Annotated in this window: 10 protein-coding genes and 3 pseudogenes; all 13 read left to right on the top strand. The window is 61.8% G+C overall.

Annotated elements, in window-relative coordinates; all coding sequences use genetic code 11:
- The first annotated feature begins 38 nt into the window (after positions 1 to 38).
- Entirely contained in the window at positions 39 to 917 is an 879-nt protein-coding gene (locus XH96_RS39880; RefSeq protein WP_371739878.1) for a reverse transcriptase domain-containing protein, read from the top strand.
- Positions 918 to 1,298: 381 nt separating this feature from the next.
- On the top strand, positions 1,299 to 4,082 hold the full coding sequence (locus XH96_RS24765) for an Ig-like domain-containing protein (protein ID WP_194388062.1): 2,784 nt from the start codon (positions 1,299 to 1,301) through the stop codon (positions 4,080 to 4,082).
- A gap of 860 nt (positions 4,083 to 4,942) precedes the next feature.
- Positions 4,943 to 6,880, top strand: coding sequence for a type I secretion system permease/ATPase (locus tag XH96_RS24760; protein ID WP_246789732.1), 1,938 nt, complete (start codon positions 4,943 to 4,945; stop codon positions 6,878 to 6,880).
- Positions 6,877 to 8,190, top strand: coding sequence for an HlyD family type I secretion periplasmic adaptor subunit (locus tag XH96_RS24755; protein WP_194388061.1), 1,314 nt, complete (start codon positions 6,877 to 6,879; stop codon positions 8,188 to 8,190). Before XH96_RS24760 ends, XH96_RS24755 begins: the two co-directional genes overlap by 4 nt.
- A gap of 221 nt (positions 8,191 to 8,411) precedes the next feature.
- Positions 8,412 to 8,639 carry a transposase gene (locus XH96_RS39215; RefSeq protein WP_246789731.1) on the top strand — a complete coding sequence of 76 codons (228 nt, stop codon included), beginning with the start codon at positions 8,412 to 8,414 and terminating at the stop codon, positions 8,637 to 8,639.
- A gap of 252 nt (positions 8,640 to 8,891) precedes the next feature.
- The gene (gene tnpB, locus XH96_RS24745; protein ID WP_194394245.1) at positions 8,892 to 9,218 is read left to right on the top strand and encodes an IS66 family insertion sequence element accessory protein TnpB; all 327 of its coding nucleotides are present in this window, start codon (positions 8,892 to 8,894) and stop codon (positions 9,216 to 9,218) included.
- A gap of 122 nt (positions 9,219 to 9,340) precedes the next feature.
- Positions 9,341 to 10,273: pseudogene (locus tag XH96_RS24740) on the top strand (IS66 family transposase); the annotation flags it as partial.
- Positions 10,274 to 10,353: 80 nt separating this feature from the next.
- Positions 10,354 to 10,776 (top strand): transposase, encoded by a 423-nt coding sequence (locus tag XH96_RS24735; protein WP_194388060.1) that lies wholly within the window; start codon positions 10,354 to 10,356, stop codon positions 10,774 to 10,776.
- Positions 10,770 to 11,123 (top strand): IS66 family insertion sequence element accessory protein TnpB, encoded by a 354-nt coding sequence (tnpB, locus tag XH96_RS24730; protein ID WP_194388059.1) that lies wholly within the window; start codon positions 10,770 to 10,772, stop codon positions 11,121 to 11,123. Before XH96_RS24735 ends, tnpB (XH96_RS24730) begins: the two co-directional genes overlap by 7 nt.
- Positions 11,124 to 11,174: 51 nt before the next feature.
- Positions 11,175 to 12,740 (top strand): annotated as a pseudogene (locus XH96_RS24725) (IS66 family transposase).
- Complete coding sequence (locus tag XH96_RS24720; protein ID WP_194388058.1) at positions 12,737 to 13,339, top strand: plasmid pRiA4b ORF-3 family protein; 603 nt, start codon at positions 12,737 to 12,739, stop codon at positions 13,337 to 13,339. Before XH96_RS24725 ends, XH96_RS24720 begins: the two are co-directional and overlap by 4 nt.
- 207 nt (positions 13,340 to 13,546) lie before the next feature.
- Positions 13,547 to 14,495, top strand: a protein-coding gene (locus XH96_RS24715) for an IS630 family transposase (RefSeq protein ID WP_194394098.1) whose coding sequence is annotated in 2 segments (ribosomal slippage) — positions 13,547 to 13,882 and positions 13,884 to 14,495 — 948 coding nt in all. Because the reading frame shifts where the segments join, the coding sequence is not laid out codon by codon here.
- Between the two features lie 3 nt (positions 14,496 to 14,498).
- Positions 14,499 to 14,996 (top strand): annotated as a pseudogene (locus XH96_RS24710) (transposase); the annotation flags it as partial.
- Between the last annotated feature and the right edge of the window lie 439 nt (positions 14,997 to 15,435).

The raw sequence follows: 15,435 nt of genomic DNA, 5'->3' as shown, positions 1-15,435 counted from the left end.
GATACGGCACTCGCTCCTCTAGGGTTATCGTTCGGAGCGTGATCGCCAAGACGGCCCCATGGCAGACCGAGGCCGGCAGCTACGACCCGCGTCCGTTGCATGAGCGCCTGCTCTTCAAGTATCGGCAGCAATCCAAGTTATCCGCCGACGAGACGATGATGCCGGTGCTCGACTCCGGCCGTGGGGCACCTGAAGACTGGTCAGCTCTGGATCTAGGCGGCGGACGACCGGCCATGGGGCAAGGCGGGTTCGCCGGACTTCGCCCAACTATGACCCTTTCAAGTAGCATTCTGTTTGTCCCGCGGGGGCGTAGCTTGGTCGTGTCTCCAGCGCTGGCTTTGCGGTGGTCGCCGATCATCCGTCGCCTAGCCGGAGTCGCCTGGCGAGCATGTGAACTGGGCTCCATGCTGACATACGCAGCTTCTTCGACCCGGTCGATCGCGAGTGGCTGTTGCGGGTGGTGGCGCACAGGATCGCCCGATCCTCTTATCCTACGGCTCATCGGGCTGTGGCTACGAGCTGGCGTCCTCGAGAGCGGCGAGAAGCAAGAGACGGACAGGGGCACGCCGCAAGGGGCAAGCATCAGCCCGCTCCTTGCTAACATCTTCCTGCATTACATCCTCGATCTCTGGGTCCACCAATGGCGTCGTCGCCATGCACGTGGTCGCGTTGTGACCGCGCGCTGTGCGGACGACTTCGTGGTGGGCTTCGAGAGCAAGGCAGATGCGCAGGAAATGCTCTGGGTCCTCAACGCGCGACTGGCCGGCTTCGGCCCGACGCTCCATGAGGACAAGACGCGGTTGATCGACTTTGGTCGGTTCGCTGCCCTCTCGCTTCAGCGGCGGTGCGAGCCACGCACCACGTGTGATGAAGATTCAGATGGGCCTTGCCACAATATTTATTATGCCGCTGATTAAATTAAGATTCGCAAATGAAAATATTGAATTGCGGGATTTTGCGTAGTGCCGTAAGCGTCATGCCCGCAGTGCGCAACGGCAACTATTCCAAAATCGATCGTAGCCGGCGATAACATTCTTTACTTTTAAATCGCAGGCGACTCACAATGCAGTCGTCCACAATTTGATTCGTATCCGAGTGAGTGTGGCAGGTGGGAGCCAAACATCACCCCGGCGTAGCCTAGTTGTGGTCCCAAAAAAGCCCGCGGCGCCCGGCCAATAGTCGGCTCGGCGATCATCACGTGGTGGTTTGTCCAATAATCAAAGTGAACGGCATGTTGCTCGGGGAAGGCCCTTCGGGGTCGAGCGCATGCGGATGACATCAAATCAGGAGAACAGGTAATGGCAGTTAACGACGGTTCTGCGAACGCGCCAATTGGATCAGCGCAGCTTTCGAGCCTGCTGGATACATATGGTATGAACCGGCCGGCATGGAAAGTCGCAGGGGTGGACTATCACGTCGGCGTGCCAACGGGACTGGCGCTGAAGGATCCGGCAACGATCTCAATGGCAGGCGTGTCCGTTGACGCGGCCCACAAGAGCATCACGGTGACGGGCAGCAACGTCACGCTCGACGGTTATGATTTCGGCGGCTGGGCTGTCGTCACCACGGCAGCGAACACTACCCTGACCAACTCGAACTTCAATGGTCTCAATCCGTCTGGGCCGCAGGATGCCGTTATTACAGGGACGTTGTCGTCCTCCAATCTGCATATCTCCAACTGTACCATCGATGGTCTGAGCGGCGGCGGGCATGCCGAATTTCTCGTCGAAATGGAAGGGCCTGGCCTCACGATCGAATATTCGTGGCTGAAGAATTCCAACTCCGACTTGATCGGCCGCCATGGTCAGGACGGCGGCGACATCACGATCCAATATAACCTGCTGCAGCAGGCCGGCATGGGCGGCTCAGGCACCCATGGCGACTATCTCCAAGTCTATGGTCCGACCATTGATTCGACCCACATCCTTTACAACACGGCGGTTCAGGATGGCGGTACGACCCAGGGCTTCATTGCCGACAACACGAAGTCGGGCGAGTTCGCCGGTAACACGCTGATCGGCAGCGTCAGCTATTGGATGTCCGTCTCCGGTCCGGGGACCGATGCCGCCAATCTCAGCGGAGCATTTTCGACGCACGACAACTATTTCGATGTGACCAAAGCCTTCGGCTTTAACTATCCGGCCGCCGGGCCGGACGACTCCTATTCCCAGACCTCCTTCGTGCACAATGTGAACATGGTGACCGGCGAGGTCGAGCAGGATGCCAATGCGCCTGCTTACACCGGACCCACCTACACGGAGCCGACTTCGCCTGCTCCGAGCGTCCCGGCGCCGCCGAGCGCCCCGACGATAGCCTCCCTCTCGGGCGACAGCGGCGTAGCCGGCGACGGTATCACGAACGACAATACCCTCGAGATCAAAGGCGCTGCCGCTGCCGGTAGCACAGTCAAGATCTACGACGGTTCGACGCAAATCGGTACGACCATCGCGAACTCGACCGGCAGCTGGGACTACATCACCAAGGTCCTGACCGACGCCAAGCATACGCTCACCGCGACTGCGACCGACTCGTCGGGCCAGACCAGCGCGGCATCGGCTGCGACGGTCGTCACCATCGACACCAAGGCACCGGCTGCTCCGACGATCGCGAGCGACACCGTGAACTCTGCCAATCAGGTGGTGGTGACGGGGACTGCCGAAGCGAACAGCGCGATCAAGGTGTATGATGGAACGACGCAGGTCGGGACCGCGACAACCAACTCGAGCGGTGCGTGGAGTGTCACGACGTCTGCGCTGTCGTCCGGTTCGCACGTCCTGACGGCCAAGGCGACGGACGTTGCCGGTAACGTCAGCGCTGCGTCGGCGGCTGTGGATCCGGTCATTGGTTCCGGAACGACGGGCTCCTCCGGCTCGGGCACGTCCGGTTCGGGTACCTCGGGTACAGGTACCTCCGGATCGGGTACCTCTGGCACCGGCACATCGGGCGCGGGCACCACTGCACCGGCCGCACCGAAGATCGTCACTTTTTCGACTGACAGCGGTGTCGCCGGCGATCACATCACGAGCGACAACACGCTGACCCTGACCGGGACTGCAGCAGCCAACAGCTCAGTCAAAGTGTTCGACGGCAAGACCCAGCTCGGCACGGTCACGGCGGATGCGAAAGGAGCGTGGCACTACTCGACTGTAGTGCTGGCCGACGGCAAGCACAGCTTCATCGCGACCGATACGGTTTCCGGCGTCACCAGCAAGGCATCGACTGCGCTGGATGTCACGGTGGATACCGCTGCCCCCGATGCTCCGGTTCTGTTGAGCGATTCGACCACGCACAACCGGGCAACGGTATTCGGCACCGCGGAAGCGGGGAGCTTGATCAAGCTCTATGAGGGCACGAACTTGCTCGGTACCGCGACCGTTGCAAGTGACGGCGGCTGGAGCGTGACGACTCCGAACCTCAAGCAGGGGGCGCACACCTTCACCGCGACGGCCACCGACGCTGCCGGCAACACCAGCGCCTTGTCGCAGCCGATTGATCCGCCGATTGGCTCGCACAACGGCGGCGGCACCTCAACCGTGGAAGTCACCAATGTGCAGCACCATTGGGGTCACACGGCAACGATCACGGGCACTGCCGATCCCAACAGCGCAATCAAGCTGTTTGACGGCACGACCTCGGTTGGTTCGGTCACCACAGGAGCCGACGGCAAGTGGAGCTTCAAGACCTCGGACCTGTCGGGCAAGAGTCACGCCTTTTCCGCAGAGCAGGTCGACACCACAGGCCACGTGGTCGGGACCAGCTCGGGCGAGGCGATCGTCGGTTCGGGCCGCAGCGACACGCTGACCGGTACCAAGGGCAACGACATCATGGTTGGCAAATGTGGTGCGGATACGTTCCAGTTCGCGTCGAACTTCGGCCATGACGTCATCAAGGACTTCGCTGCCCGCGGACCGGCTCACGACACGATCGAGTTCAGCAAGAGCGTGTTCGACAGTTTTGCGAGCGTTCTCTCCCACGCGGCCCAGTCAGGCCACGACGTCGTCATCGCGACGGGGAGCGACACCCTCACGCTGAAGAACATCAAGCTCGACAAGCTGAACAGCCACGACTTCCATTTCGCGTAGTCGCGAGTTCAGCGAAAGGAGCCGCTCGACTGCGGTTCAGATTATGGAAGGCGGGGATGGTCCCCCGCCTTCTTTGATTCCGGCTGCCTCTCTTGCTCTACGCATGAGCAGCTTCGCCGTGTTGGCGGGATACAAAGCGCGGACAGGATCGCTATGGGCGACCTTGGCCGGCCGACGCTTTGCGCAATGGTCATTCTCGGACCGCCAGCAGCCAAGCGCGTCGCGCCGCTACACTTTGTCGCTCCGATTTGACGGTCTTGTTCGGCCCTCAGCGCGTCAAGACGATCGCGGTGTGTGGAAATAAATGAAATTAAATGCGCTGGCCGGTCTCGTACCGGGCTTGCCGAGCGTCGAAGCAAACGATTTCTGTGGGCTAGGGCCGTGCCTCGGCAGATGGCGTGTTGAGTCTGGCTGTCTGGCGTGACATCAGAGAAATGCGCGACGATTTAATCAAAGAAAAATCTCGCGGATATTGCGGTACCGTGAGTTGGCGTGCTGGTTAAAAAAACCTCGGCCCGGCCCCCATCTGGTCCTAAAAAAGCCTACGGCGACCGGCACGTGAGGCCAAGCTGATTAACCATGAGGTGGTGGTACAGATCGCCACGGTATCGCGCTCTGCGAACGACTTCGTCGTGGAGTGCGTGTCGAAAAAGCTGAGAGGCAGATTAAATGGCGGGATGGCCATCATCTCACGGCGGTGCAGGAAGGTGACACGCAAGAGGTGCTCAGGCTCGGTGCGCAAAATCGGCCTGACTTCTACTTCGCGTAACTAACTCGACGACAGGGACATCAGACTCAAATCTGCCTTGCGGGATCTTCTTGGGGATCGTCACATAAGGCACGGTTCAAGGGTGGGAGCCATGACAAATTTTGAACGGTGGGGGGTAATAATCCCCCTGCCAGCGGGCACTTTTCGGATCCAACTTTCGCATTTGACGAGACTTGGGGCCGTCGCACGACAGTGGGCGGAAGATGCCGAGCTGCGGACGCGGGAGTCGATCGGCTGGGCAAGGCACCTCGTCGATGTCCTGCGGCGACGACTGTTCTCCGATGATCCGCGGCCGGCTAGCGACTATGATGAGTCGCAGTCGGAGCTGTCAGCCTTCTTGCGGTCTTGCCGCCGAATATTCTGGGCACTCGCGGCCTTCAGCGGGATGAGCAATCTCCTTATGCTCACCGGCTCGTTTTTCATGCTGCAAGTCTACGATCGGGTGCTGCCCGGGCGCAGCATACCGACGCTGATCGCCTTGATGGTTCTGGCCACGGTGCTTTACCTGTTTCAGGGCGGGCTCGATCTCGTCAGGAACAGGATCAGCGCCCGGGTGGGCCGATATTTCGATGAAAAGCTCGGCGTTCGCATATTCGATGCCCTTGTTCGCCTGCCCCTGAAGACCAGAGCCGATGGCGACGGCTTGCAGCCGGTGCGTGACCTTGATCAGGTCCGCAGCTTCCTGTCGAGCGGAGGGCCGACGGCGCTGTTCGATCTGCCCTGGATGCCGATCTATCTTGGCGTCTGCTTCCTCTTTCACTTCTGGATTGGCGTCACTGCGCTGGCCGGCGCGCTGGTGCTGGTCGGCATTACGATGCTCACAGAGACCCGGACACGAGGGCCGGCAAAGGCGTCCTCGCGTCTTGCAGTCTCGCGAACGGCATTGGCGCTCGAGGGGCGGCGAAATGCCGAGGTTCTACAGGCCATGGGCATGCGGCAGCAGGCGGCGTTGCGTTGGCGGGATGTCAACGCGAAGTACCTCGCGGCCCATGAGCGGGCCAGCGATGTCGCAAACGGGCTCGGGGGGGCGTCCAAGATATTTCGAGCGATCCTGCAATCGCTGGTTCTTGCCGTTGGCGCAGTCCTCGTCATCAACCAGGAATCGACGGCCGGCATCATCATTGCCGGATCGATCCTCACCGCGCGGGCACTGGCGCCCGTCGAAATGGCCATTGCGAACTGGAAGGGATTCGTCGCTGCGCGGCAGTCGGGGCAACGGCTCGATCATCTGCTGAGGCTGTTGCCTCACGAGGAGGAGCGGCTGGCATTGCCTCCTCCTGCCGAAACGCTCACGGTCGAGCATCTCTATATCGGCGCGCCAAACTCGGAGCGGCCGACACTCAGCGAGGTGTCGTTCCAGCTGCGGAGCGGGCAGGCCGTTGGTATCATTGGGCCGAGCGGATCGGGCAAATCGACGCTGGCGCGTGCGCTGGTGGGGGTATGGCCGTGCATTCGTGGCCGGATACGGCTGGACAATGCCGCGCTCGATCACTGGTCTTCGGACGCGCTCGGCAAGCACATCGGTTACCTGCCCCAGGACGTCGAATTGTTCGACGGCAGCATTGCAATGAACATTGCACGGTTCGATCCGCAGGCGACGGCCGCCGCTGTCTTGGAGGCCGCGCATGCCGCGGGTGCGCACGATCTCATCCTTTCGCTTCCCGACGGCTACGGCACGAAAATCGGCGAGGGCGGATTGGCGCTGTCGGCGGGGCAGCGGCAGCGCATCGGTCTCGCACGTGCCTTCTACGGCAAACCCTTCCTGGTCGTGCTCGATGAGCCCTCCTCCAATCTCGATGCCGAGGGCGAGGAGGCGCTGACAGAGGCGATTTTGAACGTGCGCCGCCGCGGTGGGATTGTCGCCGTGGTCGCGCATCGTCCCAAGGCGCTTGAAGGAGTAGACCATGTCTTGTGCCTTGGGGAAGGCAGGGTTCAGTCCTTCGGCAAGAGAGAGGAGGTTCTCAAGAAAGTGTTGCGGAATCCGGTACCGCTCAAAGTCGTCGCTGAAGCTCATGGAGGGGGCCGATGAACGGTCAGATAGCGCCGGCGCTGCAATCCATCCAGCGTTACATGATCGCCGGAATGATCATGTTCGCTCTGGTGACCTTTGGGGTCGGCGGCTGGGCGACAACGACCCAATTGTCGGGCGCGGTGATCGCCCAGGGCGTGGTCGTGGTGGATTCGAGCGTCAAGAAGGTTCAGCACGCCACTGGCGGGATCGTGGGGGAGTTGCGCGTGCGGCAGGGCGACCGGGTCAATGCGGGCGACACTCTGATACGCCTCGACGAGACTCAGACGCTCGCGAACGCGACAATCGTCACCAACAGCATCGATGAGCTGCTCGCGCGGCAGGCTCGTCTCGAGGCTGAGCGCGATGGCGCCGAGGAGGTCAAGTTTCCCAAGGTGCTGCTCGACCGGGCCAAGGAGAGCAACTCAGAGGCGAGCCGAGCAATCACCGCTGAGCGGAAGCTGTTTGAGCTGCGTCGCCAGGCGAGGAGCGGCCAAAAAGCCCAGCTGCAGGAGAAGAGCGCGCAGCTGGAGAACGAGATCAAGGGCTATATGGGGCAGACCGAGGCCAAGCAGAAGGAAGTCGAATTCATCCGGCAGGAGCTGGAGGGCGTGCGCAGCCTCTGGCAGAAGAACCTGGTGCCGATCACGCGGCTCAATTCCCTCGAGCGCGACTCAGCTCGCATCGAAGGCGAGCGCAGCCAGCTCTCAGGAATGATTGCTCAGTCGAAGGGCAAGATCTCCGAAATCGGACTCCAGATCATTCAGGTCGACCAGGACCTGCGGACGGAGGTCGGTAAGGACCTGATCGAAACACGCTCGAAACTCTCCGAACTGAGCGAGCGCAAAACTGCGGCGGTCGATCAATTAAATCGGGTCGATATCAGGGCACCGCAATCAGGCCGCGTCCACGAGCTCAGCGTCCACACGGTTGGGGGGGTAATCACTCCCGGTGAGCAAATCATGCTGATCGTACCTGACGCGGATTCGCTTGCAATCGAGGTCAAGATCGCACCGCGCGATATCGACCAGGTCTATGTGGGGCAGACCGCGACAATGCGCTTCGCGGCGTTCAACCAGAAGACTACGCCCGAAATCGATGGCGAGGTCAGCATGGTCTCGGCCGACATTACGCAAGATCAGCGTGCCGGTACGAGTTATTACACGGGGCGCGTTCTGCTGAAGCCCGAAGAGCTGGCGAAACTCGGGTCGGCCAAGCTGCTGCCCGGCATGCCGGTGGAGGTCTTCATCAAGACGGCGGGTCGGACCGCGCTGTCCTATCTGCTCAAGCCGTTGCACGATCAGGCGGAGCGTGCATTCAAGGAGCGTTGATTCCTCGCGGAAGCTAGCTAGCAGCGCTCGACTTCACGCGATCGGGGCCAACGCCGATCCGTGGCGTCGGCGTTGGGGTAGCCTCTGAAAGCACGGCGTCAGCACCGGGCGTGCCCGACCGACGAAAGAGCATCACGGTAAGCGTCGTTCCGCTCGCACCTTCTCGCGGAAGATGGAATAGGCGAGCTTCACGATCTCTTTGAAGGGATCGGCTTGTGTCTATGCTTGACCATACGCTTAAGTCGGACGTGACGGCGCGCCGGCTGGAGGTGATCACGGAGACGGGACGCCGTCGTTGGTTCTCCAAGGACGACAAGACCCGGATCGTCGAGGAGACGCTGGCACCAGGGGCGGTCGTTTCCGAGATTGCCCGTCGACACGGGCTGAGCCCGCAGCAAGTCTTCACCTGGCGCCGGCAGGCGCGCCGGTCGCCGGCCGCCGATGGCTGACGATCCGCCGCTTGTACCGGCGGTGGTAGACGCCCCAATGCCGGCGGTAGCTGTTGGCCATGAGCGCAAGACAGCGCGACGCAAAGCCAGGCCGAATGTCCGGGCTCGCCGTTGCGACGCTGGGGACATCGAGATCGAAGCCGAAGGCGTTACGATCCGGGTCGGCCGAGGCACGGACGTGGTGATGATTGCGGCCATCGTCCATGCGCTGAAGGCAGGCCGGTTATCGGCCCGTCCGGAACTGTCCGGGTGATGGTCGCAACCAAGCCGATCGACTTCCGCAAAGGAATGGAAGAGCTCGCGATGCTGGTACGCGAGCACATGAAAGCCGATCCGTTCTCGGGAGCTGTTTATGTGTTCCGTGCCAAGCGGGCGGACCGGATCAAGCTGATCTTCTGGGATGGTACGGGTTTGTGCCTGTTCGCCAAGCGGCTCGAGGAAGGCCTCTTCCACTGGCCGAAGATCGAGGATGGCGTGATGCGTTCATCGGCGGCGGAATTGTCGGCGCTGCTCGAAGGGCTCGATTGGCGGCGTGTCCACGCGGCACGGGAGACGGTCGTCCCGAAGCAAGCCGGATAATTGTGGGCCGCGCTGCGGCGAAGTGAATCAGGGGTATCGAGCACGTCGTCAGGCGGGCGCGAATATGCTCTGATTTGCCTGTGAGCGATAACCTTCCTGATGATCTTCAGACGCTGAAGGCGATGCTGCTGGCCGAGCGGCACGAGAGCGAGCGGCTGCGCCAGATCATCAAGGAATTGCAGCGTCATCGCTTTGGCCGGAAGGCAGAGTCGCTTCCTGAGGAACAGATGCTGCTGGGCCTCGAGGACGTCGAGCAGGTCGCGGCCTCTACCGAGGCCTGTCAGGACGAGACCGCCCCGGGAGGCCGGGCGGAGCGCGCACGCAAGCGCCGCAACAATCGCGGCGCACTGCCGGCGCATCTGCCGCGGATCGAGGTCGTCGTCGATATCGACGACAAGACCTGCCCCTGCTGCCAGGGCGAGCTGCACCGGATCGGTGAAGACAAGAGCGAGCGGCTGGAGATGGTGCCGGCGCAGTTCCACGTTGTCGTCACCCGACGTCCCAAATACGCCTGCCGCGCCTGCGAAGATGGCGTCCTGCAGGCCGAGGCTCCGGCCCGGCTGATCGAGGGCGGACTGCCGACGGAGGCAACCGTCGCTCAGGTTCTGGTGTCCAAATACGCCGATCATCTGCCGCTCTACCGGCAGGCCCAGATCTATGCCCGCCAGGGCATCCAACTCGACCGCTCGACACTGGCGGATTGGGTTGGGCATGCCGCCTTCCATTTGCGTCCGCTGCATGAGCGCCTCCTCACGGTGCTTCGAGCGAGGTGCAAACTGTTCGCCGACGAGACGACAGTGCCGGTGCTCGATCCCGGTCGAGGGCACACCAAGACTGGCCAGCTCTGGGCCTATGCCGCCGACGACAGGCCTTGGGGTGGCCTCGATCCGCCCGGCATCGCCTATGTTTATGCACCCGACCGCAAGGCCGAGCGGCTGTTCAGCCATCTTGCCGGCTTCAAGGGCGTCCTGCAGGTCGATGGCTACAACGCCTATCCAAAGCTTGCCGAACGTGGCGAGGTCGAGCTCGCCTTTTGCTGGGTGCACAGTAAGCGTAGCGCCGAGGCCCCTTAGATTGCTTGTGCGGAGTCTTGAGAGCACCGTTAGAAGAGTCATCTTCTGCAAGGGTGCTCACAATGGACGACCATTCTGACGACATAAGACGACCGTTGTCACCGCGTATTGAAGTGTTCGCAGGCACAGGTCGCAAGCGCTGGCCGGATGATTTGAAGGCGCAGATTGCTGCGGAAAGCCTCGAGCCAGGGGCGGTTGTCACAGACGTCGCCCGTCGCCATGGCTGCCGGCCCCAGCAGGTGCATGACTGGCGGCGCCGGGCGCGTTTGGGCCAGTTGGTATTGCCGGCGTCGGCGGACACGCTGTCGTTCGTGCCGGTGATGTCGGAATCGGCGTTGCCTGCGGCCACGGACCCCTCCGGGTCGCCGGAAGCCGCCGTTGTGACGGTTGAGCTCCAGGGCGCGCGCGTGGAGGTGCGCGGGGCATCTGGCCTTGCTGTATTGAGCGATGTGTTCATTGCGCTCCGACGGACACGTTCATGCTGACGCCACCCGCGAGCCTCATGATCTACGTGGCGACGCAACCTGTCGACTTCAGGAAGGGAGCGGAAGGCTTGGCGCTGTTGGCGAAGGAGACGCTGGGCCATGATCCGATGAAGGGCGTGGCGGTGGTGTTCCGTGCGAAGCGCGCCGATCGGGTGAGGATCGTCGTCTGGGACGGCAGCGGCCTTGTGATGTACTGGAAGCGGCTCGATGGCAGCGGCTTCAAATGGCCACCCATCGTGGCCGGTGTGATGCGGATGAATGTGGCCCAGCTGTCCGCGCTTCTGGCCGGCATGGATTGGACGCGGATGCATGCGCCTCGAATCCCGCGGCCGAAAGCGCTTGCGTAAAGATACAGATCTTCGCTGCATCGTGACGCGAAGCATGGCAAGCTCGGGCCAATGAGTGATTTGCCCGATGATCTGCCGAGCGATCCAGCCGAGTTGCGTGCCTTTGCCGCGGCTCTGCTGGATCGCTGCGCCCGGCTCGAGCGGTTGCTCAAGCTTGCAAAAGATGCGCAGTTCGGTCGGTCCTCGGAAAAGCTGGATGCTGATCAGCTGCAACTTGTTCTGGAGGATATCGATCAGGCCGTTGCGGCTCTCGAAGCCGCCGAGGATCGCGCCAATCCCAAGACATGCGAGAAGAGAGCTGCCGCGCGCAGGGCCAACCGCGGTCAGCTTCCGGAGCATTTGCCGCGCATCGTCGAAACTCTGATGCCCGCTGCAACCTGCTGTCCGTCCTGCAAAGGCGATCTCTTTGAGATCGGCCACGATGAGAGCCAGAGGCTGGACGTCGTGCCGGCGCAGTATCGCGTCATCGTCACCCGCCGGCCCAAGCTGGCCTGCCGCGCCTGTCATGGCGTCGTCCTCCAGCACGCCGCGCCCGAGCGACTGATCAGGGGAGGATTGCCTACCGAGCGACTGGTCGCGCATGTCATCGATGCCAAGTATCATTGGCATTTGCCGCTTTACCGCCAAGCGCAGATGCTGGCGACGCACGGTATCGCCATCGACCGTTCCACGCTCGCCTTCTGGGTCGGCTATACCGCCCAGGAATTGAAGCCCTTGTGGCATCGTCTGCGCCAGCTTCTGCTGGTCTCGTCGAAGCTCTGTGTCGATGAGACCCCCGCACCGGTGCTGGATCCGGGGCGCGGCAGGACTAAAACCGGCTACTTCTGGGCGCTGTCACGCGATGACAGGCCTTGGGCCGGACCTGACCCACCTGGCGTGGTTTACGCCTATGCACCGGGCCGCGGCGCCTTTCATGGCTTGCGGCTGCTTGAGGGCTATCGCGGCATCATCCACTGCGACGGCTATCGGGCTTACAAGACCATGACCCGAGAGACGCGTGCGGACGCCCTGTCCGGAACGCTCGCCTTCTGCTGGTCGCATCTGCGGCGCCAGTTTGTGAAGATCGAGCGCGAGGCTGCGCCGGCGCCAGCTCCGGTTGCCCGCGAGGCCCTTGAGCGCATCGCCCAACTTTACGCGGTCGAGAAGGCACTCCGCGGCCGATCTGCGGACGAGCGCCGCGCGGGGCGATAAGCGCATGCCCGGCCTTTGGCTACAGCCTTGAAGCAGTGGTTTGAGGCCAAGCTTGCTCACCTTGCGCAGAAGAGCGACACGGCAGAGACCCTGCGTTACGCGCTGCGTCATTGGGACGGCGCGACGTTCTACCTTGATGATGGGCGCATCGAGATGGACACGAATGCTGTCGAGCGTGCGATGCGGCCGATCAAGCTCAATGCGGAGAACTCCCTTTTTGCCGGTTGCGACGAGGGTGCCGAGAATTGGGCATTGCTGGCTTCGTTCATTGAGACCTGTAAGCTCAATGGCGTCAGTGCCAAGCACTGGCTCGCTGACGTTCTCGCCAAGCTCGTCAATGGTTGGCCTGCGGCGCGACTGGACGAACTGCTTCCCTGGGCGTCGACCTATACGATGCATACACACGATCCGAGGCTGGCGGCATGAGCCTGAACACGACCGCGGTCCGGATCAAGGTGACCCTCAAGGATGTGAAGCCGGAGGTGATGCGTCGCCTTGTCGTACCCGTCACCCTGCGCCTTGATCGGCTGCATCTGGCGCTTCAGGAGGCATTCGGCTGGACGAACAGCCACCTCTTCGAGTTCTTCGCTGGCGAGGTCCGTTGGGGGATTCCTGACCCCCACAACGATTATGGCCACCAGCCCATGGATGCCAGCAAAGCGCGGCTTTGCGATGTCGTTCGCGAGACCGGCGCCAAGACGATCCATTATCTCTATGACTTCGGCGACAGCTGGGACCATGTGATCAAGCTCGAAAAATGGTTCGAGAACACCACGACGGAGGGGCTTCCCTTCCTGCTCGAGGCCGCCGGTCGTTGTCCTCCGGAAGACGTCGGCGGTGCGCCAGGCTATGCCGAATACCTCGCCGCCATCAGCGACCCCGGCCATCCCGAGCACGAACACATGCGCCTCTGGGGCCCGGAGCGGTTCGATCCCAACGTCGTCGACCGGAAGGCGCTCGAAGCCGCCGTCAACGCGTTGTCCGACACATGGATACCGCGGCGACGCGCCACGCGAACAAAATAGGCGTCAAGCGCCATTCAAAAGGGCTGCAGAGCTACGCTTACGGTGCACATGCGGCGCAACTTCTATGAACTCGCGACACCCGGCCCCGCGCCGATCGCAAGCGAGGCGCTAGACTAGAGCGGTTCACGAATTTATTGAATCGGAAGGGATTCCGGATCTGGGGCGAATATGATTCAAGATGCTGGCTGGGCTGGAGGCCAGCATCCGATGGTGCGACCAATTTCCAACGATTTGCGCAAGCGCGCGGTATCCGCTGTTGCCAAAGGTGAGAGCTGCCGATCTGTGGCGGAACGGTTTGGCGTTGCGGTCTCGTCAGTTGTGAAGTGGTCACAGCGTTATCGAGCGACCGGTTCGGTAGCGCCTGGCAAGATGGGGGGTCACCGCAAGCCTGTGCTTGATCCGCATCGCGCCTTCATCGTCGAACGGATCACTCAGACGCCGCATCTGACGCTGCATGGCCTGAAGGCGGAACTGGCAGCCCGTGGGGTCAAGGTTTCACACAACGCGGTCTGGCTGTTCCTACGCCGGGAAGGGCTGCGGTTCAAAAAAAACATTGTTCGCCCTCGAACAGGCTCGCGCCGACGTCTCTCGTAGGCGCCAGCGTTGGCGATCCTGGCAGGCCGGACTTGATCCGGGTCGGCTCGTCTTCATCGATGAGACCTGGATCAAGACCAACATGGCCCCTTTGCGAGGCTGGGGCCCCAAAGGGGCACGCCTGCGTGGCTTCGCCCCGCACGGGCATTGGCGTACCCTCACATTCCTCGGCGCACTCCGCCATGACCAACTCACAGCACCCTGCGTCTTCGACGGCCCCATCAACGGCGAATGCTTCCGCGCTTATGTGAAGCACCTTCTCCTGCCAACCCTGCGCGAGGGGGACATCGTCATTCTCGACAATCTCGGAAGCCACAAGTCGAAAGCCATCAGGCAGATGATCAAGGCTGCCGGCGCCAGGCTCTGGTACCTGCCGCCATACTCGCCCGACCTCAACCCGATCGAACAGGCCTTCTCCAAGATCAAACATTGGATGCGGCAAGCTCAGAAGCGCACCATCGAGGACACCTGGCGCCATATCGGTCACCTCGTCCAGGACATCCAGCCTCGCGAATGCGCCAACTACTTCGCAAGCGCCGGTTATGCTTCAATCAAAATGTGAAACGCTCCAAAGCACATCGCCGCATTCTATGCGATCGAGAAGGAAATCCGCGGCCGCAGCGCCGAGGAACGTCGCCTCGTGCGGCAGCAGAAGAGCCGACCACTGGCCCAGGCCTTTGAGACCTGGTTGCGTGCCAAGCTCGCTCTCATCAGCCAAAAGGGCAAGCTCGCCGAGACCATTCGCTACGCCCTCTCGCGCTGGCAAGGGCTGACGCGCTTCATCGACGACGGGCGCATCGAACTCGACAACAATACCGTCGAACGATCAATCCGTGGCATCAAGCTCAGCCGCAAGAATGCGCTGTTTGCCGGATCCGACGGTGGCGCCGAACATTGGGCCGTCGTCGCTACCTTGGTCGAGACTTGCAAGATCAACGACGTCGATCCGCTCGCCTATCTTGCCGACGTCCTGACCAGGATCGTCAACGGGCATCCAAACCGCGACATCGATCAGCTACTGCCCTGGGCCTACCGAGCTCAAGCCCTCAAAGCCGTGGCCTGAGAACGACGCTTACGCATCACGAGCCAAGACAGAATCTGTAGCCTGGCTCGAGGACCCAACCGCGGCGTTCTGGTGATGTCAGCTCGCCGCAAGAGATCTGGCGGGGCGGACATCGTGAGGTCGCCCACCTCCCGATCAACCGCGGTAGAGCACGCGGCTTTCGACGGATCGACCGTGACGGATGTCCGTTGCCCCCGGGCGGAACTACCGATCGCTCGAGCGACCGTCCGCTCAGCACGTCCATTCGCTTGGCGTCCAGGGTCATCACCGCCACGCAGGCAAGTATTATAGTCTCGGCCCCTAGAATGACGAGTAGCTCATCCGGCATTTAGATCCGTCCTTCCCGAGGAAAGCCTGTTTGAAGATCAGGCTTCGGTGAACGATTAAATCAACGATTATAATTATTCTTGGCGTTAAGTTGCTGCTGCTCCGAATAGGC

Source organism: Bradyrhizobium sp. CCBAU 51765, from assembly GCF_015291725.1.
GTDB lineage: Bacteria > Pseudomonadota > Alphaproteobacteria > Rhizobiales > Xanthobacteraceae > Bradyrhizobium > Bradyrhizobium liaoningense.
This window is presented reverse-complemented; position numbering and strand designations above follow the sequence as displayed.

Bases quoted from the DNA above. Each gene is read 5' to 3' on its own strand.
- tnpB (WP_194394245.1), top strand. From the start codon at position 8,892: ATGGTCGCAACCAAGCCGATCGACTTCCGCAAAGGAATGGAAGAGCTC.
- tnpB (WP_194388059.1), top strand. From the start codon at position 10,770: ATGCTGACGCCACCCGCGAGCCTCATGATCTACGTGGCGACGCAACCT.
- XH96_RS24735 (WP_194388060.1), top strand. From the start codon at position 10,354: ATGGACGACCATTCTGACGACATAAGACGACCGTTGTCACCGCGTATT.
- XH96_RS24765 (WP_194388062.1), top strand. From the start codon at position 1,299: ATGGCAGTTAACGACGGTTCTGCGAACGCGCCAATTGGATCAGCGCAG.
- XH96_RS24760 (WP_246789732.1), top strand. From the start codon at position 4,943: ATGACAAATTTTGAACGGTGGGGGGTAATAATCCCCCTGCCAGCGGGC.
- XH96_RS24720 (WP_194388058.1), top strand. From the start codon at position 12,737: ATGAGCCTGAACACGACCGCGGTCCGGATCAAGGTGACCCTCAAGGAT.
- XH96_RS39215 (WP_246789731.1), top strand. From the start codon at position 8,412: ATGCTTGACCATACGCTTAAGTCGGACGTGACGGCGCGCCGGCTGGAG.
- XH96_RS24755 (WP_194388061.1), top strand. From the start codon at position 6,877: ATGAACGGTCAGATAGCGCCGGCGCTGCAATCCATCCAGCGTTACATG.